Origin of the sequence: Streptomyces sp. CS113, assembly GCF_002188365.1 — a bacterium.
GTDB classification, from domain to species: Bacteria; Actinomycetota; Actinomycetes; order Streptomycetales; family Streptomycetaceae; genus Streptomyces; species Streptomyces tendae.
In genome coordinates, this window is sequence record NZ_KZ195574.1 from 7,951,568 (window position 1) to 7,974,121 (window position 22,554).

Below are 22,554 nucleotides of genomic sequence, written 5' to 3' on the forward strand. Positions count from 1 at the left end.
GTGCGGCCGACCGCCGTGCGGCCGGCCTCCGGCGGGGCGTGCGGGTCAGACGGCGGACCAGCCGTCGTCGACGGGCAGGATCGCGCCGTTGATGTTGCTCGCGGCGTCCGAGGCGAGGAACAGGATCGCGGCGGCCTGCTCCTCGGGCCGAGACACCCGGCCGAGGTTGACGAAGTGCGGGCCGAGGGCGGTCGGGCCGTGCGCCGTGCGGTCGGCCGCCACCGAGATGGCGGTGGCGGTGCCGCCGGGGCAGACGGCGTTGGCCCTGATGCCGTTCTTGCGGTACGTCACCGCCAGCGACTTCGTCAGTCCCACCACGCCGTGCTTGGACGCCGTGTAGGAGGCGCCGGCCGCGCTGCCGCGCAGGGAGGCTTCGGAGGCGGTGTTCACGATGGCGCCGCGGCCCGCGGCCAGCATGTGCGGCAGCACGGCGCGGGCGAGCAGGAACGGCGCGGTCAGGTTCACCCGGATGACGCGCTCCCACTCGGCGTCGCTCACGTCGGCCAGGGCCGACATGCTGTCCATGATCCCGGCGTTGTTCACCAGGACGTCCACGCCGCCGAACCGCTCCACCGCCGTCTTCGTCACCCGGTCCACGACGGCCTGCTCGCTCAGGTCGCCCGTGACGGCCACCGCGACGCCGCCGGCCCGCTCGATCTCCTCGACGGTCGCACCGGCTCCGTCGGCGTTGAGGTCCGCCACCACGACGCGGTCACCCTGGGCGGCGAAGGCGAGGGCCGCCGCGCGCCCGATGCCCGATCCCGCTCCGGTGACGATCACGCTGCGTCCGTCGCTGTCGCCGGTCATGAAGTGCTCCGTCCGAGAGGTGCCGACGCGATCGACTCGTGTCGCACCGCGCCAGCACCCTACCTCTTTATGTCGCTCAGTGACATAAAGTCGCGGTGGGGGAGAATGCGCAGGGCATGGACCACCGGCGCCGGAGGGGCAGATGAGCGCAGTTCGCGGACGGACGGGGCGTCCACCCCTGACGGAGGAGCGCAAGGCCGCCATCAGGCTGGAGATCGCCCGCGCCGCGGTCGACCTGTTCGTCGCCCAGGGCGTCGCCGCGACGACGGGGGAGCAGATCGGACAGGCGGTCGGCGTCTCGGCACGCACGGTGTGGCGCTACTTCCCGACCAAGGAGAGCTGCGTACGGCCGCTGTTCTCGACCGGCATCGACACGATCGCCGCCGCGCTGCGGCAGTGGCGCCCCGGCGACCCGCTCCAGGAGGCCTTCGATCACCTGTGGACCACCGCCGAGGTCCTGCCCGGGCCGGACGTCGGCGCCCTGCTGCGGCTGACCCGGACCGAACCGGGCCTGCGCGCGGTCTGGCTCCAGACCCACGACGAGGCGGAACCGGCCTTCGCTCGCGCCCTCGCCGAGCGGGCCGGACTGCCCGCCGACGACGTACGGCCGGCCATCTGGGCCGCCATGCTCAACGCCGCCCTCCGCGCGGCCGTCGAACACCACGCCTACCGGACGACCGAGCCGGGCACCGACGCCGCGTCCGCCCGCGCCGACCTCGCGGAGACCCTGCGCACCGCCCTGGCCGTCACGGCGGCCGGCCTCACCTGAGCCGCTCCGGCGTCGCCTGCCGCCACGACCCCGCGCCCGGGTGGCTCACCCGCGGGCTGCGACGGCGGTTCACGGCCGTCCCCGCACCCCGTCCAGGAGGTTGTCCACGAGCGCGGTGACGAAGTCCTCGGTGACGGGTTCGTCGGGGATGAGGAGCCGGTGGTAGACGGCGCCCCACAGCTGGTCGACGAGGACCCGCACGTCGACGCCGTCACGGATCTGGCCGAGTTCCTGCGCCCGCCGGAGGCGTTCGCCGGCCAGCCGGCGGCGCTGTGCGGAGTACAGCCGGCGGTAGGCGGTGGCGAGGTCGGCGTCGGTCTGCGCGGCGCCGATCAGCTCGGTCAGGATCCGTCCGGCCGGTGTCCGGGTCATCAGGTGGGCGAAGGCGCGCAGTTGGCTGAGGAGGTCCGCGTGGACGTCGCCGGTGTCGGGAAAGGCGAGGGTGTCCTCGACGGCGTGGAAGTAGGCGTCCAGGGCGAGCGCACCGATGGAGGGCCACCACTTGTACAGGGTGGTCTTGCTGGCGCCGGAGGCCCTGGCGACGCGTTCGAAGGTGAGGCGGGCCGTGCCTTCGGTCAGCAGCAGTTCGCCCACGGTGCGCAGGACGTCGGCCCGCACCTCGCCGGCGGGGCGGCGTCCGCGGCCCCTGCTCGTCGGGGCCGCCGGGTCGTTGGCCGAGTCCGCCACGCTGTGCTCCTGTTCGGTCGGGGACGGGGGACAGTGTTCCGGGGGATGCGGTGGGCGGTCCAATCGGCGGACGGTTCGACCGGGCCCACCGTCGGGGGTGTCAGGACGGTCCGTGTCAGCGTCGGACGGTGAGCAGGTCGGCGAGCCCGATCCGGTCGAGGAAGGTGGCGCGGACCCGGTCGGCGGTGTCCGACACCTCCTGGGAGCCGTCGTCCGCGGGGTCGATGTGGACGCGGAAGGGACGCTCTCCGGCGGGCAGCGCGACGATGCGGGCGATCTCGTCGGAGACCAGCGACGCGCTCGCGCCGTCCGGCGACAGTGCGGCGAGCTTGCCCGCGACCTGTTCCATCAGGCCGGCGTACCGGGTCTCGTACTCGGCCTCGACGGCGGTGTCGTCGGGGTGGCCGGAGTGGGCGAAGTGGTTGGTGCCGCTGGTGAACGAGCCGGGCACGACGATCGAGGTCTCCACGCCCCAGCGGGCGAGCTCGGCGGCGTAGGACACGGCGAGCGAGTCCATCGCGGCCTTCGCGGCGAAGTACGGGGCCAGGTAGGGCGGGGTGCCGCCCTTGACGCTGCTGCTGGACACCCAGAGCACCAGCCCCTGCCCGCGGCGGCGCATGCCGGGCAGGGCGGCGCGGTTGACGCGCTGGGTGGACAGCACGTTCACGTCGTAGAGCGCGGCCAGCTGTTCCGGCGTGAACGCCTCGGCGGGGCCGGTCGACATGTGCCCGGCATTGTGGATGAGCACGTCGATGCGGCCGTGCGCGGCCTCGATGCCGGCGATGGCGGCGTCGACGGAGGACGGGGAGTTCACGTCGAGCTCGACCGGGCGCAGGTCGACACCGTGCTCGCGCGAGTAGTCGACGGCCGCCTGCGCCTGCGGTGCGTTGCGGCCGGCCGTGTGCCGCATTCCGGCGTGGACGGTGTGTCCGGCGTCGGCCAGCGCACGGGCCGTGAGGGCGCCGAAGCCGCTGGAGGCGCCGGTGATGACGACGACGGTGCCGGTGGGGGACATGGAGCGGATCCTTTCGGTGGAGGGAACGACGCGGGGGGACGGACCGCGAGAGGCGGCGGTCACGCGAGGCCGCCGTTGGCGTAGAGGACCTGGCCGTTGATCCAGCGGGCGGGTCCGGCGAGGAAGGCGACGGTTTCGGCGATGTCCTCGGGGCGGCCGAGGCGCTCCAGGGGAGTCGCCTTGGCGAACCTGTCGATGGTCGCCTCGTCCTTGCCGTCGAGGAAGAGCGGCGTGGCGGTGGGGCCGGGGGCGACGGCGTTGACCGTGATGTCGCGGCCGCGCAGTTCGCGGGCGAGGACGAGGGTCATGGCCTCGACGGCGGCCTTGCTGGCGACGTAGGCGCCGTACGTGGGCAGCTGGGTGCGGACCACGGAGGTGGAGAAGTTGATGATCGCGCCGCCGGAGCGCAGGGTGCGGGCGGCCTGCCGGCCGACGACGAAGGTGCCGCGGATGTTGGTGCGGTGCATCCGGTCCAGGTCGGAGAGGTCGAGGCTCGCGACCGGCGACAGGATCATGATGCCGGCGGTGTTGACCACGACGTCGACGCCGCCGAAGGCGGAGCGCACGGTGTCGAAGGCGGTGCTCATCGCCTCCTCGTCGGCGACGTCGCCGCCCGTGGCGAGGGCCCGGCCGCCGGCGGTGGTGATCGCGGCGACGGTCTCCTCGGCCTTCGCCCGGTTGCCGGCGTACTGGACGGCGACGGCGAATCCGTCCCGGGCCAGCCGCTCGGCCACGGCGCGGCCGATGCCGCCGGAACCGCCGGTGACCAGGGCGACGCGGTTGGTGTCGGGGGTGCTCATGGGGGTCTCCTCGATGTCCGACTCAAATGAACGACACGTTCATATAACCACGAAATGAACGCTGCGTCCATATGAGGGGTCTGCGGAGGGGGTGGCGTCCCGTACGGGGACCGCGCGCCCTGCGCGATCGGAGCGCCTGAGATGCTGGTCCGGCGGCCACGCACCCGGTCGACGAGGACAGGCGCGGTGGTGCGCCCTCACCCACCCGTTCCCCCTCGGAAGGCTTTCCCTCGCCATGCCCTTGGCTCTGCTGGCCCTGGCCGTCGTCGCGTTCGGCATCGGCACGACCGAGTTCGTCACGATGGGGCTCCTGCCCCAGATCGCCGACGGCGTCGGCGTGTCCGTGCCGCACGCGGGCAACCTCGTCTCCGCCTACGCGCTCGGCGTCGTCGTCGGCGCGCCGCTGCTCACCGGGATCGGCGCCCGTGTGCCGCACAAGCGACTGCTGCTGATCCTCTCGGGCGTGTTCGTCGTCGGGAACACCGCCTCCGCACTCGCCCCGAACTTCGCCCTGCTGTTCGCCGCGCGCGTCCTGGCGGGGCTGCCGCACGGCGCGCTCTTCGGCGTGGGTGCCGTCGTCGCCGCCAAGCTGGTCGCGCCCGACCGGGCGGCCCGCGCCGTCTCGACCATGTTCCTCGGCCTCACCGTCGCCAACATCGTCGGTGTCCCCGTCGGAACCGCCCTCGGCCAGCAACTCGGCTGGCGTTACGCGTTCGCCGCGGTGTCCGCCATCGGCGTCGTGGCCCTCGTCGCCCTGGCGCGGCTGATCCCGCATCAGCCCCGTGGCGCACAGTCCGGCGTCATGCACGAGCTGCGCGCGATGAAGAACAAGCAGGTGGTGCTCGGCCTGGTCACGGCGGTCGTCGGATTCGGCGGCTACTTCGCCGTGTACAGCTACCTCGTGCCGATGCTGACCCATCTGACGGGCATCTCGGACGCCTCCACCACCCTGGTGCTCGCACTGTTCGGGGTGGGCATGACGGTGGGCACCCTCGTCGCGGGCCCGCTCACCGACCGGGCGCTGCGGCCGACGCTCTACGCGGGATTCGCGCTGCTGGCCGCGTCGCTGGTGGCGCTGTACTTCACGATCGGTCAGGTGGTGCCCGCGCTCGTCGTCATCACGGTCGTCGGCGCCCTCAGCTCACTGATCACCACTCCCGTGCAGATGCTGCTGATGACGAAGGCGCACGAGGCGCCGACGATGGCGGCGGCCTCGAACCACTCGGCCTTCAACCTGGCCAACGCGGGCGGCGCCTGGCTGGGCGGGCTGGTCATCGCGGCGGGCTGGGGCTGGTCCTCGCCCGCACTGGTCGGCGCCGCCCTGGCCCTCGTCGGACTCGGCCTGGCCGTCACCGGCGGCTACCTCGACCGGGACGGGCGCGGCTCGAAGGTCGTCACGGCCTCCGGCACGGTCCGCGAACCCGCTGACGCGGACGAGGGGAGCGCGACGGCCGGGTCCGCGGGCAAGCCCGCCTCCTCCTGACCCGGGCCCGGTCGCCGCCTCGCCGGGCGACGGCCCGGACGCGCAGCGGTCCACGGCCGGTCAGGGCGCCGACGTGCCCTCATGAACGGTCCCGCCGACCGGCGTTCGTACCGCACGTGCGGAGGGACAGGTTTTCAAGGCGTCGTGACACGACGGCAGCACTGCTTCCACCAGCTCCAGGGTGCGTTCGGCGATGTCCCTGCGGTCGTGCAGGACCCAGGAAATGTGCTGGGTGCCGAAGAACGCGGCGACGATGACACGCGCCATCGCGCCCGGCGGCGTCGTGTGCCGCAGTTCGCCCAGTTCCACGGCCTGTTCGAGCCACGTACTCACCAGGCTCGTGTAGTCCTGGAAGGGAACCGGCAAGTCGGTGCCGATCAAGGCCCGTTCGATCTGGAGCCGGGCTCCCGCCTGCATCACCGTGTCGTCCCGCAGGGCCAGCGCCGTGCGGGTCAGCAGCTCGGCGACGGAAGCGAGGGGGGAGAGGCCGAGCTCGTCGACGTTCTGCGCGAGGGCGGGCAGCCGCCGGTAGAACTCGTGGGTGACGGCAGCGGCGAGGGCTTCCTTGTTGGCGTAGTGGAAGTACACGGCGCCCTTGGTGATGTTCGTCTGCTGCGCCACGTCCAGGATCGTGACAGCCGGGTACCCCTTGTCGGCGAAGAGCCGGGCGGCGGCATCGAGGATGCCTTCCCGCGTCCGCAGGGCTCGTTCCTGCTTGAGTTCCTTGCCCGCGGCAGAGGCCGGCCGGCCCGAGGGGTCGTTCATCGATGCTCTCCAAACTTCACGGTGATCTGTGTCGCACCTAAAAGGACTTGTCCCTGAAAGAAACCTTCTCGAAGGTAGATTCGACGCAGGGGGCCAGGACCGGGCGCCCTCGGATGCTCGCAGGGGGAGATGGGTATGCAGGAGTGCCGGGCCCACGCCGGACCGACGGGACGCAGTGCCACAACGCCGCAGGACTTGACCTTTCAGCAGACCATCCCGCGGCGGATGGTGCACCGTGCCGCCGTGGCCGAGGTATTCGTGACCGATGCCGTGTCGCTGGGCGACGACCGCTTCCTGGTCGGTGCGCAATGGCCTCGCGACCACGCGCTCTACCACCCGGACGAGGAGGGTCGCAGCGACCCCCTGCTGGTGGCGGAGACCATCCGGCAGGCCCTGGTGTACCTCGGGCACTGGCACTACGGAGTGCCGCTGACCCACCGTTTCGTGGGCCGCACCATGGACTTCGAGATCACGGACGCCGACGCGCTGCGCGTCGGCTCCCAGCCGCTCTCGGTGGTCCTGGACGGGCGATGGCGCTGGGTGGACAGCAGGCCGACGCAGCGGTTCGGGATGTGCCTGGAGGTGGTGCTGAGCGTTGGCGGCAAGGAGTGCGGCCGGGGCAGCCTTCAGGTCATCGCCGTCGACGAGCGACGGTACGAACTGCTGCGGTGGCGTTCCGCTGCCTCGGCCCCCGCCGCTGCCCCGCCCGTCCGGGGGGCCGCTCACCCGGAACCGGGCAGTCTGGATCCGCTTCTGGTGGGGCGGCTGCGCGCCAAGGACAGTGTCATCGTCGCCGGGACGTCGCCGGGTCAGTGGCAGCTCAGACTGGATCTCGACCACGCCATTCTCTTCGACCACCCCACGGACCACGTCCCGCTGATGGTGATACTCGAAGGGATCCGGCAGTTGGGGTATGTGCTGGCCGGGCCCCAGGGCGAGGCGCTCGACGACCGGCGGACGTCGCCGGTCCTCTCGTCCTTGGCCATCGACTGCCTGGCCTTCGCGGAACTGGACGAGCCGGTTCATCTGCTCGTCCTGGAGGACGTGCGGGAGGCGGGCGCCGACCGGGCGGCCGCAACGCCGTCACCGGCGGACCAGTCGCCGCCACAGGGCCCGTGCAGGCGTCGGCTGCGCATCCAGGCCGTGCAGGGCGGCAGGCCGGTCGCCGTCACGGAGAGCACCTGGAGTCTTCCGGGTGGCGAGCCCGTCGGGCCGGGCCGGCCTGCGGCGGCCGACGCACCGAGGCCCGGGGACGGGGAAGAGATGGTCGGCAGCCGGTGACGAAGGCCACGGACCCTCCTCGATGTGTCGAACTTGTTGAACGGTTGACAGTGCGCCCCCAATAAATACCTGAGTGAAGGTATTTAAACAATGTTCTTGTACGCGCACTTGCCACTTGAGGCATCTGGTGGCCCGGCACGGGGCCGGGCTCGTCCAGTCGCCCCTCCGAGGCGCGTCCCCGTTCGTCCGTGTCCGACGGGCCTCACCGCCCTCACCCGAAGGAAAAGCAGATGCCGGCCCCCACCGTCCCGCCCCCTGCCGCAGAGCTCCGCGCGCCGGATCCCGCCGGCTTCGCACGGCAGGCGCTCCTGCACGCGGCCGCTGTCGCGGGCCGCGACGCACCCGAGGCCGACAGGGCGCGCCGCCTGTCCGCCGCGACCGTGGCCGCCCTGGACGGGGCCGGTTTCGCCCGCCATTTCGTGCCCCGCCGGTGGGGTGGCCGGGAGGGGACGTTCAGCGACGTGGTCACCGCGGCCGCCGCCGTCGCGGAAGGGTGTACGTCGGCGGCCTGGTGCGCGGCCCTGTGGGCGGCGCACGGCAGGTTCGCCTCATTCCTGCCCGGCGCGGCGCAGGAGGAGATCTGGGCGACCTCACCCGACACCCGCATCGCTGCCGCCCTCGCCCCGGCGGTCAGCCGTGCACGGGCGGTGGAAGGAGGATGGGACCTGGAGGGGGACTGGGCACCGGTCAGCGGCATCCGGCACGCCGACTGGGTACTGCTGGTTGCTCCGACGCACGGCGCCGGTCCCTCCCGGACCGTCCTCTTCGCCGTTCCCGCCGCATCCGTGACGGTCCGGGACACCTGGAACAGCACAGGCCTGCGCGGCACGGGGAGCCACACCGTGACGGTTCGCGACCTGTTCGTCCCCGAGCACCGCGCCGTGGGTCTCGACCCCGTGCTCGCGGGGGAGGGCCCCGCGAGCCGCGCGCGCTGTCACACGGCACCCGCTCACCTCGCCGGCGGGCTCATGTTCGCCGCCCCCGCGCTGGGAGCGGCACGCGCCGTACGGGACTCCTGGACGGCGTGGGCCGCTCGACGCGGGGCCGGGGCCCTGCGGCCGCTGGACCAACCGGGTGTGCCGGAGCGCCTGTCGCGCGCCTCCGTGGACATCGACTCCGCCGAACTGCTGTTGAGGCAGGCGGCAGGGCGTGCCGACACGGAGGAGCCGGACGCTGCCCTGGTGGCGGCCAACCGGCGCGATGCCGCCTTCGGCGCGGACCGCCTGTCCGACGCGGTCGACCGGCTCTTCCGCGCCGGCGGAGCACACGTGGGAGACGCGGACAGTGCCCTGCAACGGCGCTGGCGGGACGTGCTGACCATCGCCTCGCACGCGGTTCTGCGTCCGGAGCCGGCTGCCGCCGCCTATGCGCGCAGCGTGGGCGATCCCGGCGCCGAGGACACGGCCGGCGCACCGGAGACGGCGCGGGCCCGCCGATGACGGCCACCCTGCGCAGCCTCGTCTTCTGCGACGTCGACGAAACCCTGATCAGGGACAAGAGCATGCTGGGCTTCCTGCGGTTCTACTTCGCCGGGCGACACGGCGGACGGGGCACCCGGCACGCCGAGGGCACCTGTCGGCGACTGGCCGGCCTGCTCTCGGCCGGTGCGGACCGGGCGGAGGCGAACCGCGCCTACTACGAGGCGTGGAAGGGCCAGCAGGCGGCGGAGGTGGCGCAGTGGGGCGTCCGCTGGCTGGCCGTCCGGCAGCAGGAGGGAGGCTTCTACGTCGAGCGGACCCGGGCCGAGGTGCTCCGGCACCGGGCGGACGGCACCGGCATCGTGCTGGTGTCGGGGTCGTTCCCCGCCGTGCTGGACCCGATCGCCGCCGACATCGGGGCCGCACACCTGCTGTGCTCCCGCCCTGAAGTACACGAGGGCGTCTTCACCGGCCGGCTCGAGGACGGTCCCGTCATCGCCGAGGGCAAGCGGAGAGCGGTGCACAGCCTCCTCGCGCGCTACCCGCACATCCGACCGGCCGACTGCCATGCGTACGGGGATCACGTGTCCGATCTGCCGATGCTGACGGCGGTGGGGCACCCCACGGTGGTGGGCGAGGACCCGCAACTCCTCACCGCTCTCCCCGGGGTGCGGGTCATCCCGGTGCCGTGAGCCGCGGGCTCGGCGCACTCGGCACTCCCGGCGTCCCGCGCATGACGGGTCTCGCGGTCGGTCCTGGCGGCCGTCGGCCGCGGCACGAGCTGCCAGAGGGCGGACACCTGCTCGGGGCAGGCGTCCGCCTGGCACTCCGTGGTGGTGAAGTGGATGCCGCAGATGTGCGTGATGAGCAGCCGGCTGAGCATCTCCGGTTCGCGAGTGGGGCTGACGTCGCCGCGCTCCTGCGCCTGGCGGATCAGAGGGGGCAGTACCCGGCCCAGGTCCCGGACGGCCGGGGGCAGTTGCCGCCGGGCACGCGCATGCTCCGCCGTCAGGTGAAAGCCGGCCCTGAAGCGCAGGTCGGCCCGGAGACGGCGGACGAGTACCTGCACGAGATCGGACAGGGCCTCCGTGCTCACCGGGCCCGTCGCCTCCGCCTCTCGCAGCAGTTCGTGCCAGGCCTGCTCGAACGGTCCGGTCAGCGCGCACGCCAACGCCTCCTTGGAGGAGAAGTGCGCGTAGAGCGCCCCCTTGGTCGTGCCGACCAGATCTGCGACCCGTTGCAGATTGGCGCCCGTGTACCCGTGCCGCACGAACTCCTTCGCCGCCGCGTCCAGCAGCGACTCGTGTGTACGGCGTGCTCTGTCCTGCTTGACCACGATGTCCCTTCGAGGTCTTCGGCCAACAAAAACCGTCCTTCGCGAATCTTTTCCCGTGGCCCGTCGGCCCACAAGCGCGGAGCGGAAGAGTTGGCCTATTTGGCCATCTTCACCGCGGCCGCGCCGGACATGGCGCCCAGCAGCCACGGACGTTCCAAAGTCGCACGGAGAACGGGCGGTTCGCGGTCGCAGCGGCACGGCGCCCGTTACCGTCCGGGCGAGGACGACTCGTCGTGCGGGCAGCGTCGTGGGAGTGGGGAGCACGGCCCGCACGCCGCAACCAAACGCGAGAGGAACACCCACGTCATGGCCGTCACGCCGCCCTCCGGCTCACCGGCACCCCGGCGTCGCACCGGCCGGGGCGGAGCCGGCGTCCGCGCCGGCCGACGGTCGACTCCCCACCGGAGTACGGCTCGAGGACAAGGGCCACTCCGTCGCCGTCCACAGTCGCGAGGCCGCCGGCCCCCGAGGGACCCAGTACAACCTGCATGCCTTCCTGTCCGCTCTGGCCGCCCGGCACCGGCTCGCCGTGGAGGTCGGCCGACTGGTGACCGAACTGCGGCCCGGCGGCATCCCCCGGCTTTCCGGATGCCGGCCGAGCGGCGCCGCAACGGCACGGCCGACCCCGTACTCGTCCACAGCGCCCCGACCGACGCGACCGAGCAGGTACCGGAACTCGCCACCGGCCGCGACATCCGCGTACCCGGGCCGGCAGGAGTGACGGTCCTGCTCACCGTGCTCGCCGAGGCGTTCGACGACATCCGCCGGCCCGTCGGGAGCCCGAGGCCGTGATCACCGCACACTCCGGCGGCCCGGCCCGCCGCAGCCCCCGAGCGGCATGACGTCGCCACCAGACCATCCCGCGTCCGCGTCCTCTCGCTGTCCGCGGGCCACCCCGAAGGAGGCACTCCCATGGCGCCGTCGCGGCAGCCGCTGTCAGTCTTCCAACCCGCTCCTCCCCACTCCGTCGAAGCGATGACGGCCTTCGGCACGTTCGCCCGCCAACGCGGCGTACGACGTCTGTGGATCGGGCAATCCCTGCACATCGAATCCCAGTTGGCGCTGGCCGGCCTGGCCGCCCGCCTGCCCGGACTGGCCCTGGGAACGGCGGTGGCCCTGGCCCCCCTGCGCCACCCGTATCAGGCAGCGGTCGAGGCGCGCAGCCTCAGCGTGATGACAGGCGTGCCGTACGTGGCGGGCTACGGTCCCGGCGCCCAGGACTTCCAGCGGCGGCTGCTGGCAGCGCCCTACGACCGTCCGCTGCGCGCCATGAGTGAGTACGCCGACGTGATGCGGCGCCTGCTGGACGGCGAGACGGTCGAGCACCGCGGCAGCCATCACACCACGCGGTACCGGCTCCCTCCGATGCCCGACGCCCCGCACGTGGAAGTGGGACTGGGTGTGCTGCGGCCCGGTATGGCCCGCACCGCCGGCCAGGTGGCCGACGTCGCGATCACCTGGCTCGCACCGTACTGGTACACGCGGCAGGTTCTGCTTCCGGCGCTGCGCCGCGGGGCGGGCGAACGGGGCCGAGCCGTGCCCCGGATCGCGAGTGTCGTGCACGCCGCCGTGCGCAGACCCGGCCGCCGGGTGAACGAGGCGGCCCTGGCCGCCGTCGGACCGCACCTGCGCTCGGCCCACTACTGCGACATGCTGCGACGCGCGGGAGTCGCCGTCGATCCGGGCCGGCCGGAGGCAGGGGCGGCGGCACTGGTGGACAGCGGCGTGTACGTCACCGGCACCCCCGACGAGATCGCCGGCCACCTGCGGCGGTACCACGAGCACGGCGTGGACGAAATCATCGTCAACGTGTCGGGCGTGCTGCTGACCGAGGGCGCGCGGGCGGCCCTGCACGATCTGGACGCCATCATCGATGCCTACGAGAGCGCCAACGAGCCCCGCGCGTCCACCTGATCCGCTCACGACGACGGCAAAGCCCCCGGTCAGGCGCCGAGTTGTGAAAGTAGTCCGTCCGTGCAGAAAAACTGACCTTCGAGAAGGTATTTTATCGGGGGTTGATCGTAACGACCGCATCCGCGGCGAGCGGCACACAGGGGGAGTGACCAGCATGCTGGCAGACCGCACGTACCAGCCGACGACGACAACGCGTCCGGACACCGTGCCGGAGTTCGTGGAGGACGTCTTCGCGTCCCTGCGACGCGCGGACCAGCGCCGCTGGGCCCGGACGTACCTCAACGGGCTGCTGAACACACCGGGCAGGAAGACACTGCAACGCCTCGCGCGGGCGGGGGCGCACTCGGCGGACTCGGCGCACGGACTCCAGCAGTTCATCAACTCGAGCCCGTGGGACTGGTCCACCGTCCGGCACGCCCTGGCCGGCGCACTGGCGTCCCACGCCCGGCCGCGTGCCTGGAGCATCGCCGAGGTGACCATCCCGAAGAGGGGCGACCACTCGGTCGGAGTGCACCGGCGCTTCGACCCCGACGCCGGACGCGTAGTCAACGGCCAGCGAGCCCTGGCCCTCTTCACCGTCGCCGACGCCTACAGCGCACCGGTGGACTGGCACATCGTGCTGGACAACACGTGGAGCCACGACGCGGACCGGCGGCGCCGGGCGCGCATCCCCGACTCGGCGACCGTCGAATCCGCATGGCAGCACGTGCTGCGCTTCGCGGTGCGCGCCGCACACGCACCGCGACTGCGGCACATCCCCTGGGTCCTCGACCTGCGCCGGGTGCCGGACCACACCCGTATCACCGGCGACCTGAGCCGCCACCGCCAGACCTTCGTCGCCGAAGTGCTCCCGACCCAGCCCGTCGTCGCCGCCCGTGCCGGCACACAGCCGGTGATCGCCGCCGAGTACGTGGCGCGCGGGCACGCCCTTCAGGCTCAACTGGTGCCCACGCCCACCCCTGCCGGAACCAGGGAGCCGGTGCTCCTGCACTCGGGACCGGTACAGCTTCCGGAGCAGGGGAACGCCGAGGCGACCGACGCACTGCCCGTCTACAGGCTCATCGTCCGCCCCGCGTCCCGCACCCACAAGGCGGCCCGGTACTGGATCACCAACCTGGTCGACCGCAGTGTCGAGGACGTCGTGTCCCTCACCCGGCACACCCGGGCGGCCGACACCGCCATGACCGAACTGGCAACGGATTTCGGCATCCTCGACTTCGAGGGGCGTTCCTTCCCCGGGTGGCACCACCACATGACCATGGCCTCGGCCGCGTACGCCTACACCCGTCTGCATCCGCACAGGCGCGGCCGGCCCCACCGCGCTCCCGGCACCCTGGAGCGGGCGTCCTTGCCGCCCGTACGGCTGACCTCCTGACCAGCGGTCCACCACCACACGCGAACGGGGGCAAGCACGTGAAGGAGCACCACACCGCAGTCGGCAGTCCGTCGGAAGCCGCCGTCAGCGGCGGCGGGCCGGCACATCTGCGCGCACTCGACCCGACCGTCCACATGGTGCGGATCAGCGACCTGGTGGTCGCCGACTCACCACGCAGCGAAAGCGAAAGCGCCGAACACGCACGCATGCTGGCCGATGCGGACGCCGAACTCCCGCCAGTGATCGTGCACGCGTCGACCATGCGCCTCATCGACGGCGCCCACCGCGTCAGGGCCGCCCTGATCCGCGGCGACACCGAGATCGCCGCCCGCTTCTACGAGGGTTCCGACCGTGACGCCTTCGCCCTGGCCGTCGCTGCCAACGTCCAGCACGGGCTCCCACTGACGCGCAGGGAACGCACCGACGCCGCCGAACGCGTCATCACCTCCCACCCGCAGTGGTCCGACCGGGCCGTCGCCGCGGTCACCGGTCTCGCGGCCGACACCGTCCGCCGTATCCGCAGCCGTGCAAGTGCCCGAAACGCGCAGTCGCACGACCGAGTGGGCCGGGACGGCCGAGTCCGGCCCGTGAGCAGCGCCGACGGCCGAATACGGGCGGCCCAGTACATCACCGACCACCCGCAGGCCTCCCTGAGAGAAGTCGCCACCGCTTCGGGGCTGTCCCCCGGAACCGTCCGCGACGTCCGCGAACGCCTGCGCCAGAACCAGGACCCCGTACCCGCCGGACAACGCCGCCCCAAGGCCGGCGGGCCGTCCCCCACCCGCGCCGTCCCGGCCGATCGGACGGGCCGGCGGCCCGCCGCCGTCAACGCACCGCCCGAACAAGCCGGCTGCCGGGAGCCCGTGGAAGTCCCCGCGACCAGCCGGCCGTCTCCGCCGCACGCTCCCCTGTCTGCACTGCGTCGCGACCCCTCGATCCGTCACAGCGAAGCCGGACGGCTGCTCCTGCGCCTGCTGGACAACCGGCTTCTGTCGCAAGCGCACGGGGACGAACTCATCGCCGCCCTCCCGCAACACAGCCTGGGCAACCTCTCTGCCGCAGCCCGCGAATGCGCACAGCTCTGGGCGGAGTTCAGCAAACGACTCGACCGCCGAACGTGAAGGACGCCCTGTCTCGTGAACACCGCCGAACCAGCGATCCCACCTGCCCGGACGGAACTCCTCGCGGCAGACCTCTCGCAGACACCGCAGGTCAACGCACTGCTGACCGATCTCGGCCTGGGGTGCCTCACCCCGACGGGCGTCGTCTCCTATCCGGGGCGCAACAAGAACTGGGCCGGTGCGACCAGCGGCGGACACCAGGTCTTCGTCAAGCAGCTGGACGGCCGCAACGGTCAGGAGCGGCTGGCACGGGCCGTGGCCTACGAACGCACGCGTGCAGTGCACGGAAGCGAGCTCGTTCTGAGCCCACGCTGCCTCGGCTGGGACGAGTCCGCGCGCCTCATGGTCTTCGAGCTCCTCCCGGACGCGACATCCGGCAGCGACTGCGCCGACCGCGACGACGGATTCGGCCCCGACTGGTGCGACCGAGCCGGACGGATGACCGCAGCCACGCATCACCTGCCCACGGACCAGCCCGAACAGGTCGAGCCGACCACGTCCTTCTTGCCCCTCACCCACCTCGAGGCGCTCCCGCTGCACACCTTCGCCCAAGCCAGCCGCGCCGAACTGGAAGCCTGGGCCCTGCTCCAGCACGACCACGAGATCACCGACGCACTCAACCGGCTGGACAGCCTTTCGGCACGCGTGCCCCGCCGTCCCTCGCACACGGATCTACGGCTCGACCAGTTCCTGATCCGCGGTGGGCAGTTGTACCTCACGGACTGGGAGGAATTCCGCCGGGCCGACCCGGCCAGGGACATCGGCAGCTTCGTCGGAGAGTGGCTCCATCGCGCCGTCCTCGCCGCAGTACCGCAGGACACCGCGACGCGGCTGACCCCCGGCGGGGCCATGGCCCGGATGACCGCCGAAATCGAACGCGTCCGCCCCCGCATCCAAGCCTTCTGGCAGGGATACCGCGCCGCATCCGCCGGCTTCCACCCGGTGCCGGACACACCCCCGCCGCACGACCGGCAACCCGAGGCCGGCCTGGCAGCCCGGGCCGCCGCCTTCGCGGGATGGCACCTGTACGACAGGCTCCTCGCCGGAGCCTCTCAGAGCGCCCGCCTGGGCGCGTTCAGTCGTGCCGCTGCCGGCATCGGCCGCAACATCGTGCTGCGCGCGGACCACTTCACCGCGGCCATCGGCCTGGAGGGGACCTCGTGACCACGGCGAAGAGCCCGGCCTCGCGGCTCGCCCCGCACGTCGAGGACGCCATCGACACCATTGGCGTCTCCGGCGATGCCGGACGAGCCGTCCTGCCCGGACGCGAACTGACCGCCCGCACCCCGCGTGACATGCAGGCACAACTCGCGTCGGCCATCTACGAACGCTTCCACGCAGGCTTCGCCACACCCGTGAAGGCCGCCCAGACGCTGCGTGACGGCCCGCTCGAAGCGGCCTTCCACGCAGCCGTCCCGCACCGGCACACCCCACTGAACGCCCCGGTCGTCCGCACCGACGGCACCTCACCCGAGATCGTGGTCGAGATCAGCGGGGTCCGGGTGAGCGTCCCCACCGACCTGATCGACCCCGCCGCCGGCCCGGTGCGGCGGGGCGGAACCGTCTCACTGACCTGGCCGGCCACCAACCCGGCCGTCTCACCCGGGTACTTCTTCGTCACCGGCTCCCGCGGCGGTCCGCGCGGGGGACCCCTCCTGCGCCTGTACCTGCACGTGAGAAGCCCGGAAGCGGCACCCGGCCTCCTGGGGGACGTGCTGCGCAGGCTGGAAGCGGACGGCGTCCCCTACCGGGCCAAAGCCGGGACCGTCCCCCGTCACTACCCCCGGCAGGACGCCGTCGTCGTCTACCTGGGCCCGGAAGCCCGTACGGCGGTGGGCGGTCTGGTCGCGGCGCTGCGCCGTCATCCGGCTCTGCTGGCAGGCACGTCGCTGTTCGCCAGACGGCACGCGCCCGGCATCGCCTCCGCATCCGAGCCGGCGGACACCCGCCCCGGAATGCGGGGGATGAGCTTCGGTGAACACCGGGCCCACGTCCTCGCCGGAGCCCTTGTCGAACACGCCCTGATGCCCGAGCCCGCGCCACCACGGCACGAACTGGTCGTCCAGCGGTTCATCGAGGCGGGGATCGATGCGAGCGCGCCCGCCGACAACCTCACCTGACGTGGAGATCCAGCCTTCTCCGTGTGCAACCCCGAATTACCGGTGTGGTCCTGTGAGTTGCCGCTTGTTATAAAAGAAACCGGCCCCCTGAAGGCGGCCGTGCGACATCCAAGGAAATCCCCTGAGAAAGGTGAGTGTCATGGAGAAGAACCTCGACGAGCTGGTTTCCGGTTTCGACGCCTACACCGACGTGGACGAGCTGGCGGCGGCCATGGAGGCCTCCTCTTCGGCGAAGACCCCGGGCTTCTCGATCACCCCGACCTTCAGCCTGACCGGCAACCACTGACAATCGGCGGCACGCGCGGCGTGCCCAAAACTGCCTGAGGGTCTCGCGGCCCTCAGGCTTTTTGTTGTCCCAGGAGAAACCGTGCAACTCCCTGCCGACTTGGCCAGGTTGTGCTTGCAGTGCGCCTGTTCCTGCATCAAGATGGGAAAAGAGAGGACGGGCGGCCGGAAACGGCGCCCTCCCGGACCGGACGAAAGTTCGTTGTCCGAACAGGAGCAAGTCCCAGGCCTGTCGCACGATGGCTCACAGCAGCAGCGATCCGAGCGGCGCCGCACGGGCACCGAACTCCTCTTCCTTCTGTGCATCAATGTGGATGCGATCCAATTGCGCCCCGGCGGCCTCATGCCGGTCGAGCGGCGCCCCCTTTCCGGCTGCGGGAGGGAACTGGCCCATGGACCGAACTTTGCGAATGTGGAGTGAGCGTACGTGAACGCAATCAACGCCGAGCACAGGCTTCCGGCCCTCGTTCCGACCGCCGAAACGGAGGAATGGCTGACCCGGGTCGAGAAGTTGGCGCCGGTCATCGAGGAGGCCCGACAGGAGGCCGACCACAGCCGGGTCACCTCCCGCACCGTCTTCGAGGCGCTGCGCGACGCCGGCATCCCCCGCATGTGGGTCTCCACCGCGTTCGGAGGTGAGCAGGCGAGCATCGAGACGGGCTCCGCCGTCATCCAGGCATTGGCTGCCATCGACGCCTCGGTGGCCTGGCAGATGGGAGTGCAGGGCGCCATCGGCCGCCTCTCGGACTACCTCCCCGAGGCAACGTCTCAGCGGATGTTCCGCGACCACGACGGACTCGTGGTGGGCGGGGTCAATCCCTCGGGCCACGCGGAGGAAGTCCCGGGCGGCTACCGGCTCAGCGGCGAATGGGCCTTCGCCAGCGGATCCGCCCACGCCGACTGGCTGGTCTGCGCCGCGTTCGTCACCGAGAACGGGGAGGTGCGCCGGACCCCCCGGGGCCCCGAGACGCGCATGCTCTTCGTGCCGCGCGCCGACGCGGAGATTCGCGACACCTGGTACACCGTCGGCCTGCGGGGCACCGGCAGCAACCACTTCACGGTGAACGACGTCCATGTTCCCGAGGAATTCACCGTCAAGGGAACGGACATGCTGCGGCCGCCGGCCCGGCGGGATTCACGGGCCTATGCCATCGGCTACTACGACTTCGGGCCCTTCACCTCGGCGTCGACGGCTCTGGGAATCGCCCAGGACGCCATCGACTCCTTCAAGGAACTGGCCGCGGCGAAGACACCTACCGGTGCGTCCAGCACTCTCGCCAAGAGCCACGTCATTCAGGAGAAGCTCGCCCGGGCCGAATTCGACCTCTACTCCGCGCGGCTTCTGCTCAACGACACCGCCCGCCAGGTCACCGAACAGGGAGAAACGGGCGGCGAATCGCTGACCGCACTCGTCCGTCTCACCGCGGCGACGGTCGCCGAGAAGGCCGCCGCCACCGTCGACGCGGCATACAACCTGGCCGGAGCCAGCTCCGTCTACGCAACCAGCCGCCTCGAGCGCTGCTTCCGGGACGTGCACTCCGCCGTCAAGCACATCACGCTCTCGTCGACCCACTTCGAAATGGTCGGTCAGTACCTCCTCGGCGGAGAACTCCAGATGCGGCGGTAATGCGCCACGACACCACTCCCGCAGAAAAGAAAAGGCGCGAACGGTTCGTTCGGCAGCCGCACGAAGCCAGACTCAGAGACGAGGCAAGCATGCAAACGATGAAGGCAGTACAGCTCCTGGCCCCGCGCAAGACGGTCCTGACGGACCTGCCCGTTCCGCAGACGCCGGCCGACGGTCTGCTCATGAAGACCCGCTGCGTCTCGATCTGCTCCACCGACATCTCCTTCTACGAAGGACACCTCTTCCCCTCCGAGTACCCGGTCGTCCTCGGCCACGAATATCTCGGCGAGGTCGTCGACATCGGCCCGGAGTTCGACGCCTCGGCCGTGGACATCGAGATCGGCGACCGGATCGTCTACTGGGGCCAGACCGACTTCGGCGGCTTCGCGGAGTACCGCACCGTCCGCCCGATCTTCTCCGGCCAGGTCAAGGAGGACATCTTCGAGGCGGACCGCAACTTCCACGACGACAAACGCGCGGCCGCGGTGAAGATACCCGACGAACTCAGCGACCTGGAGGCGTCCTTCATCGAGCCCGTCACCGGCGCCCTGCGCTCGGTCCTCTCCAACCCCCCGAAGGTCGGTGACAAGGTCCTCGTCCTCGGCACCGGGCCGATCGGCGTCATCGCCGGCAGCGTCATCAGGCGCCTGCTCGCCCCGAACATGGTGGTGTCCGTCGACACCAACCCGGCGCGCAACGACTTCGCGGAGCAGCAGTTCTCCCACAAGGCCTACCTGCCCGACGAGCTGATCGACACCGTCGACGAAGGAACCTTCGACTACGTCTTCGACGCCCTGCCCACGGTCCAGGTCGCGGACGAGAACAAGGACCCGCGCCGCGTCGCCATGCGCAAGCTGAAGGCCGGCGGCCGCTACGTCCTGTACGGCGCCTCACAGGAGATGCAGAAGTTCGACACCTGGCTGATGCTGGCCAAGGGCATCAACATCATCTCGGCGCCGTTCGACGTAACCCACTTCCCGATGCACAAGAGCGCGAACGTCATCGCTTCGGCGATGCAGATGCTGCTCACCGGAATCGTCGACGGCAAGGCGCTGCTCTCCACGGTCCACAAGTTCGCCGACTACGACGGTCTCGTCGACATCTTCGAGAACTACCGGTTCACCACCGACCTCAAGACGATCGTCGACTTCCGCGGCCCGGACACCCTCGCGAAGTAGCGCCGACGTGCCGCGGGGCCGCCGGTCCGCCGGCCGGCACCACCGTCGCCCGGCGGACCACGGCCCCGCGCCGGCCGCAGCACTCCCTGGAAAGAGGCATTCGGATGGAAGAGAACGACGCAAGTCCCTCGCCGGCGAGCAGGGCCGGGCTCGTTGTGGTCGCCAACCGGCTGCCCGTGAGCCTGGAGAACCGCTCCGACGGAACCCAGCGCTGGCGTCACAGCCCCGGCGGCCTGGTCAACGCACTGGAGCCCTTCCTGCGCTCCCGGCGGGGCGCCTGGGTGGGCTGGCCCGGAACCACCGGGCAGGAGGTCCCCCCGCTGGAAGACGGGGATCTGCACCTGTACCCCGTCACCCTGTCCGCCGACGAGGTCGGCGGATTCTACGAGGGCTTCTCCAACGGCACCCTCTGGCCGCTCTACCACGACGTCGTGATGCCGCCCGAGTACCACCGCGGCTGGTGGGACACCTACGTCGAGGTCAACCAGAAGTTCGCGCGGGCCGCCGCGGACGTCAGTGCCCCGCAGGCCACGGTGTGGATCCAGGACTACCAACTCCAGCTCGTCCCGGCGATGCTGCGCGAGCTGCGCCCCGATCTGCGGATCGGCTTCTTCCTGCACATCCCGTTTCCGCCGGTCGAGTTGTTCATGCAGCTGCCCTGGCGCACCGAAATAGTGGAGGGGCTGCTGGGCGCCGACCTCATCGGGTTCCACCGGCCCGGCGGCGCGCAGAACTTCCAGTGGCTCGCGGGCCGTCTCGCCGGAGCGCACAGCGACCGCCCGCCGCAGCAGGCAGAATTCCACCGGGGCGAGATCCGTGTCGGTGACCGGACCGTGAAGGTCGGCGCCTTCCCGATCTCGATCGACGCCGGGGAACTGGACCGGCTGGCGCGCCGCCCCGACGTCCGGCGGCGGGCCGAGCAGATCCGGGCGGACCTCGGACATCCGAAGAAGATCATCCTGGGTGTCGACCGGCTCGACTACACCAAGGGCATCGACGTCCGGCTCCGGGCCCTGCACGAACTGCTGACGGAGCGGCGCACGGAACCGCACGAGGTCACCATGGTGCAGATCGCCACGCCCAGCCGTGAGCGGGTCGAGCACTACACGCGGATGCGTGAGGACATCGAACGCACCGTCGGCCGCATCAACGGTGAGTTCGGCCGGGTCGGCGCTCCCGTCGTGCACTACCTGCACACCTCGGTGGGACGCGAGGAGCTCGCCGCTTTCTACAGCGCCGCCGACGTCATGCTGGTCACACCGTTGCGCGACGGCATGAACCTGGTCTGCAAGGAGTACGTGGCCTGCCGGGCCGACTTGAGCGGTGCGCTCGTGCTGAGCGAGTTCGCCGGCGCGGCAGCCGAACTGACCCGGGCCTTCCTCGTCAATCCCCACCACCTGGACGAGGTGAAGGCGACCCTGCTCCGTGCGCTGAACGTCCCCGCACAGGAGGGCAGACAACGCATGGGCGCGCTGCGCGAACAGGTCCTCACACACGACGTCGACCACTGGGCCCGCAGCTTCCTCACCGCACTGAGCAGTGCACCCTCCTCCCGCCACCCCTCCGGCCGCCCGCCGGCCCCTCAGGAGCCGGCCCGGCACACCGATTGGGTCCTGACATGACTCGAACGTCCCCCTTCCACCGTCCGGTGACCAAGGCGGTCCTCCCCGCGGCGGGCCTCGGCACCCGGTTCCTGCCCGCCACCAAGGCCACTCCCAAGGAAATGCTGCCCATCGTCGACAAGCCCGCCATCCAGTACGTGGTCGAGGAAGCCGCGGCGGCCGGACTCGGTGACATGCTGGTGATCACCGGACGCAACAAGCGCCCTCTCGAAGACCACTTCGACCGCAACTTCGAGCTGGAACAGGCACTGGTCGGCAAGGGCGACCGCGAACGGCTCGCCAAGGTCCAGGAGTCCAACGGTCTGGCGACCCTGTACTACGTGCGGCAGGGCGATCCGCGAGGCCTGGGCCACGCAGTGCTGTGCGCGGCACCTCACGTGGGGGACGAACCGTTCGCGGTGCTGCTCGGCGACGACCTGATCGACCCGCGTGATCCGCTGCTGACCCGGATGATGGACATCCAGCAGCGGGAGGGCGGCAGCGTCGTGGCGCTGATGGAGGTCGAGCCGTCACAGATCCACCTCTACGGCTGCGCCGCCGTGCAGAGCACCGCACATCCCGACGTGGTCCGGGTGACGGGCCTGGTCGAAAAGCCGGACCCGGCCGACGCCCCGAGCAATTACGCGGTCATAGGCCGCTACGTCCTGGACCCGGCCGTCTTCGACGTCCTGCGGGAGACCCGGCCGGGCCGCGGCGGGGAAATCCAGCTCACCGACGCCCTGGAGCGGCTGGCCACCGGCGAGGCGCTCGGCGGCCCGGTGCACGGCGTCGTCTTCAAGGGCCGTCGCTACGACACCGGCGACCGCGGCGACTACCTCCGCGCCATCGTGCAACTCGCCTGCGAGCGCGAGGACCTCGGACCGCAATTCCGTGCGTGGCTCGGCCGCTATGCCGCCGAGACGGGCCTGTCGGCCCTGGCCTGACGCGGCCGACCGACAGGCCCGCCCACCG

At 71.3% G+C, this 22,554-nt stretch carries 23 protein-coding genes; 16 read left to right on the top strand and 7 right to left on the bottom strand.

Translation table 11 applies throughout. From position 1 onward, the window contains the following. Window positions 1–45: 45 nt before the first annotated feature. Window positions 46–807, bottom strand: coding sequence for an SDR family NAD(P)-dependent oxidoreductase (locus B9W62_RS35880; protein WP_087811077.1), 762 nt, complete (start codon window positions 805–807; stop codon window positions 46–48). Window positions 808–949: 142 nt separating this feature from the next. Here B9W62_RS35880 and B9W62_RS35885 point away from each other — a divergent pair, with 142 nt between their 5' ends. Beyond that, window positions 950–1,576: a TetR/AcrR family transcriptional regulator gene (locus B9W62_RS35885; protein WP_087811078.1), complete on the top strand. Its 627-nt coding sequence runs from the start codon at window positions 950–952 to the stop codon at window positions 1,574–1,576. A gap of 69 nt (window positions 1,577–1,645) precedes the next feature. Here B9W62_RS35885 and B9W62_RS35890 read toward each other — a convergent pair whose 3' ends face one another. The 3 genes from B9W62_RS35890 to B9W62_RS35900 form a co-directional block, all read right to left on the bottom strand. Then, window positions 1,646–2,263: a TetR-like C-terminal domain-containing protein gene (locus B9W62_RS35890; RefSeq protein WP_087811079.1), complete on the bottom strand. Its 618-nt coding sequence runs from the start codon at window positions 2,261–2,263 to the stop codon at window positions 1,646–1,648. A 115-nt stretch (window positions 2,264–2,378) separates the two neighbouring features. Continuing rightward, window positions 2,379–3,278 carry an SDR family oxidoreductase gene (locus B9W62_RS35895; protein WP_087811080.1) on the bottom strand — a complete coding sequence of 300 codons (900 nt, stop codon included), beginning with the start codon at window positions 3,276–3,278 and terminating at the stop codon, window positions 2,379–2,381. A 59-nt stretch (window positions 3,279–3,337) separates the two neighbouring features. Further along, on the bottom strand, window positions 3,338–4,078 hold the full coding sequence (locus B9W62_RS35900) for an SDR family oxidoreductase (RefSeq protein ID WP_087811081.1): 741 nt from the start codon (window positions 4,076–4,078) through the stop codon (window positions 3,338–3,340). Between the two features lie 235 nt (window positions 4,079–4,313). Between B9W62_RS35900 and B9W62_RS35905 the strand changes: the two genes are divergently transcribed. Next, entirely contained in the window at window positions 4,314–5,561 is a 1,248-nt protein-coding gene (locus tag B9W62_RS35905; protein ID WP_256976701.1) for an MFS transporter, read from the top strand. A 60-nt stretch (window positions 5,562–5,621) separates the two neighbouring features. Here B9W62_RS35905 and B9W62_RS35910 read toward each other — a convergent pair whose 3' ends face one another. Beyond that, window positions 5,622–6,326 carry a ScbR family autoregulator-binding transcription factor gene (locus tag B9W62_RS35910; protein ID WP_087811082.1) on the bottom strand — a complete coding sequence of 235 codons (705 nt, stop codon included), beginning with the start codon at window positions 6,324–6,326 and terminating at the stop codon, window positions 5,622–5,624. Between the two features lie 243 nt (window positions 6,327–6,569). Here B9W62_RS35910 and B9W62_RS35915 point away from each other — a divergent pair, with 243 nt between their 5' ends. From B9W62_RS35915 to B9W62_RS35925, 3 genes are all read left to right on the top strand, one after another. Continuing rightward, entirely contained in the window at window positions 6,570–7,607 is a 1,038-nt protein-coding gene (locus tag B9W62_RS35915; RefSeq protein WP_373433725.1) for a ScbA/BarX family gamma-butyrolactone biosynthesis protein, read from the top strand. 230 nt (window positions 7,608–7,837) lie between these two features. Beyond that, the gene (locus B9W62_RS35920; protein ID WP_087811083.1) at window positions 7,838–9,046 is read left to right on the top strand and encodes an acyl-CoA dehydrogenase family protein; all 1,209 of its coding nucleotides are present in this window, start codon (window positions 7,838–7,840) and stop codon (window positions 9,044–9,046) included. Then, the gene (locus tag B9W62_RS35925; RefSeq protein ID WP_087811084.1) at window positions 9,043–9,717 is read left to right on the top strand and encodes an HAD family hydrolase; all 675 of its coding nucleotides are present in this window, start codon (window positions 9,043–9,045) and stop codon (window positions 9,715–9,717) included. The genes B9W62_RS35920 and B9W62_RS35925 overlap by 4 nt, the downstream gene beginning before the upstream one ends. Here B9W62_RS35925 and B9W62_RS41015 read toward each other — a convergent pair. Further along, window positions 9,606–10,361 (bottom strand): TetR/AcrR family transcriptional regulator, encoded by a 756-nt coding sequence (locus tag B9W62_RS41015; protein ID WP_256976702.1) that lies wholly within the window; start codon window positions 10,359–10,361, stop codon window positions 9,606–9,608. The two genes, B9W62_RS35925 and B9W62_RS41015, sit on opposite strands and share 112 nt — an antisense overlap. Window positions 10,362–10,949: 588 nt before the next feature. On the opposite strand from B9W62_RS41015, the gene B9W62_RS35935 reads away from it, so the two are divergent. From B9W62_RS35935 to B9W62_RS40410, 7 genes are all read left to right on the top strand, one after another. Further along, complete coding sequence (locus B9W62_RS35935; RefSeq protein ID WP_087811085.1) at window positions 10,950–11,153, top strand: hypothetical protein; 204 nt, start codon at window positions 10,950–10,952, stop codon at window positions 11,151–11,153. 120 nt (window positions 11,154–11,273) lie between these two features. Continuing rightward, window positions 11,274–12,275, top strand: a complete 1,002-nt coding sequence (locus tag B9W62_RS35940; protein ID WP_087811086.1) for an LLM class flavin-dependent oxidoreductase — start codon at window positions 11,274–11,276, stop codon at window positions 12,273–12,275. Window positions 12,276–12,429: 154 nt separating this feature from the next. After that, window positions 12,430–13,650, top strand: a complete 1,221-nt coding sequence (locus B9W62_RS35945; protein ID WP_179235835.1) for an IS701 family transposase — start codon at window positions 12,430–12,432, stop codon at window positions 13,648–13,650. Between the two features lie 38 nt (window positions 13,651–13,688). Then, window positions 13,689–14,771 (top strand): ParB/RepB/Spo0J family partition protein, encoded by a 1,083-nt coding sequence (locus tag B9W62_RS35950; RefSeq protein WP_256976704.1) that lies wholly within the window; start codon window positions 13,689–13,691, stop codon window positions 14,769–14,771. Window positions 14,772–14,786: 15 nt separating this feature from the next. Further along, window positions 14,787–15,935 carry a class V lanthionine synthetase subunit LxmK gene (lxmK, locus tag B9W62_RS35955; protein WP_256976705.1) on the top strand — a complete coding sequence of 383 codons (1,149 nt, stop codon included), beginning with the start codon at window positions 14,787–14,789 and terminating at the stop codon, window positions 15,933–15,935. After that, window positions 15,932–16,891, top strand: a complete 960-nt coding sequence (locus B9W62_RS35960) for a T3SS effector HopA1 family protein (protein WP_087811088.1) — start codon at window positions 15,932–15,934, stop codon at window positions 16,889–16,891. Before lxmK ends, B9W62_RS35960 begins: the two co-directional genes overlap by 4 nt. Before the next feature lie 139 nt (window positions 16,892–17,030). Beyond that, window positions 17,031–17,177 carry an LxmA leader domain family RiPP gene (locus tag B9W62_RS40410; RefSeq protein WP_179235836.1) on the top strand — a complete coding sequence of 49 codons (147 nt, stop codon included), beginning with the start codon at window positions 17,031–17,033 and terminating at the stop codon, window positions 17,175–17,177. Window positions 17,178–17,420: 243 nt separating this feature from the next. On the opposite strand, the gene B9W62_RS40415 is transcribed toward B9W62_RS40410, so the two are convergent. Continuing rightward, entirely contained in the window at window positions 17,421–17,570 is a 150-nt protein-coding gene (locus tag B9W62_RS40415; RefSeq protein WP_179235837.1) for a hypothetical protein, read from the bottom strand. A 33-nt stretch (window positions 17,571–17,603) separates the two neighbouring features. Here B9W62_RS40415 and B9W62_RS35965 point away from each other — a divergent pair, with 33 nt between their 5' ends. From B9W62_RS35965 to galU, 4 genes are all read left to right on the top strand, one after another. Continuing rightward, on the top strand, window positions 17,604–18,803 hold the full coding sequence (locus tag B9W62_RS35965; RefSeq protein WP_087811089.1) for an acyl-CoA dehydrogenase family protein: 1,200 nt from the start codon (window positions 17,604–17,606) through the stop codon (window positions 18,801–18,803). A gap of 98 nt (window positions 18,804–18,901) precedes the next feature. Continuing rightward, window positions 18,902–19,981: a zinc-dependent alcohol dehydrogenase gene (locus tag B9W62_RS35970; RefSeq protein WP_256976706.1), complete on the top strand. Its 1,080-nt coding sequence runs from the start codon at window positions 18,902–18,904 to the stop codon at window positions 19,979–19,981. A 104-nt stretch (window positions 19,982–20,085) separates the two neighbouring features. Beyond that, window positions 20,086–21,603, top strand: a complete 1,518-nt coding sequence (locus tag B9W62_RS35975; RefSeq protein WP_087811091.1) for an alpha,alpha-trehalose-phosphate synthase (UDP-forming) — start codon at window positions 20,086–20,088, stop codon at window positions 21,601–21,603. Then, window positions 21,600–22,526, top strand: coding sequence for a UTP--glucose-1-phosphate uridylyltransferase GalU (galU, locus tag B9W62_RS35980; RefSeq protein WP_087811092.1), 927 nt, complete (start codon window positions 21,600–21,602; stop codon window positions 22,524–22,526). The genes B9W62_RS35975 and galU overlap by 4 nt, the downstream gene beginning before the upstream one ends. The last annotated feature ends 28 nt before the right edge of the window (window positions 22,527–22,554 follow it).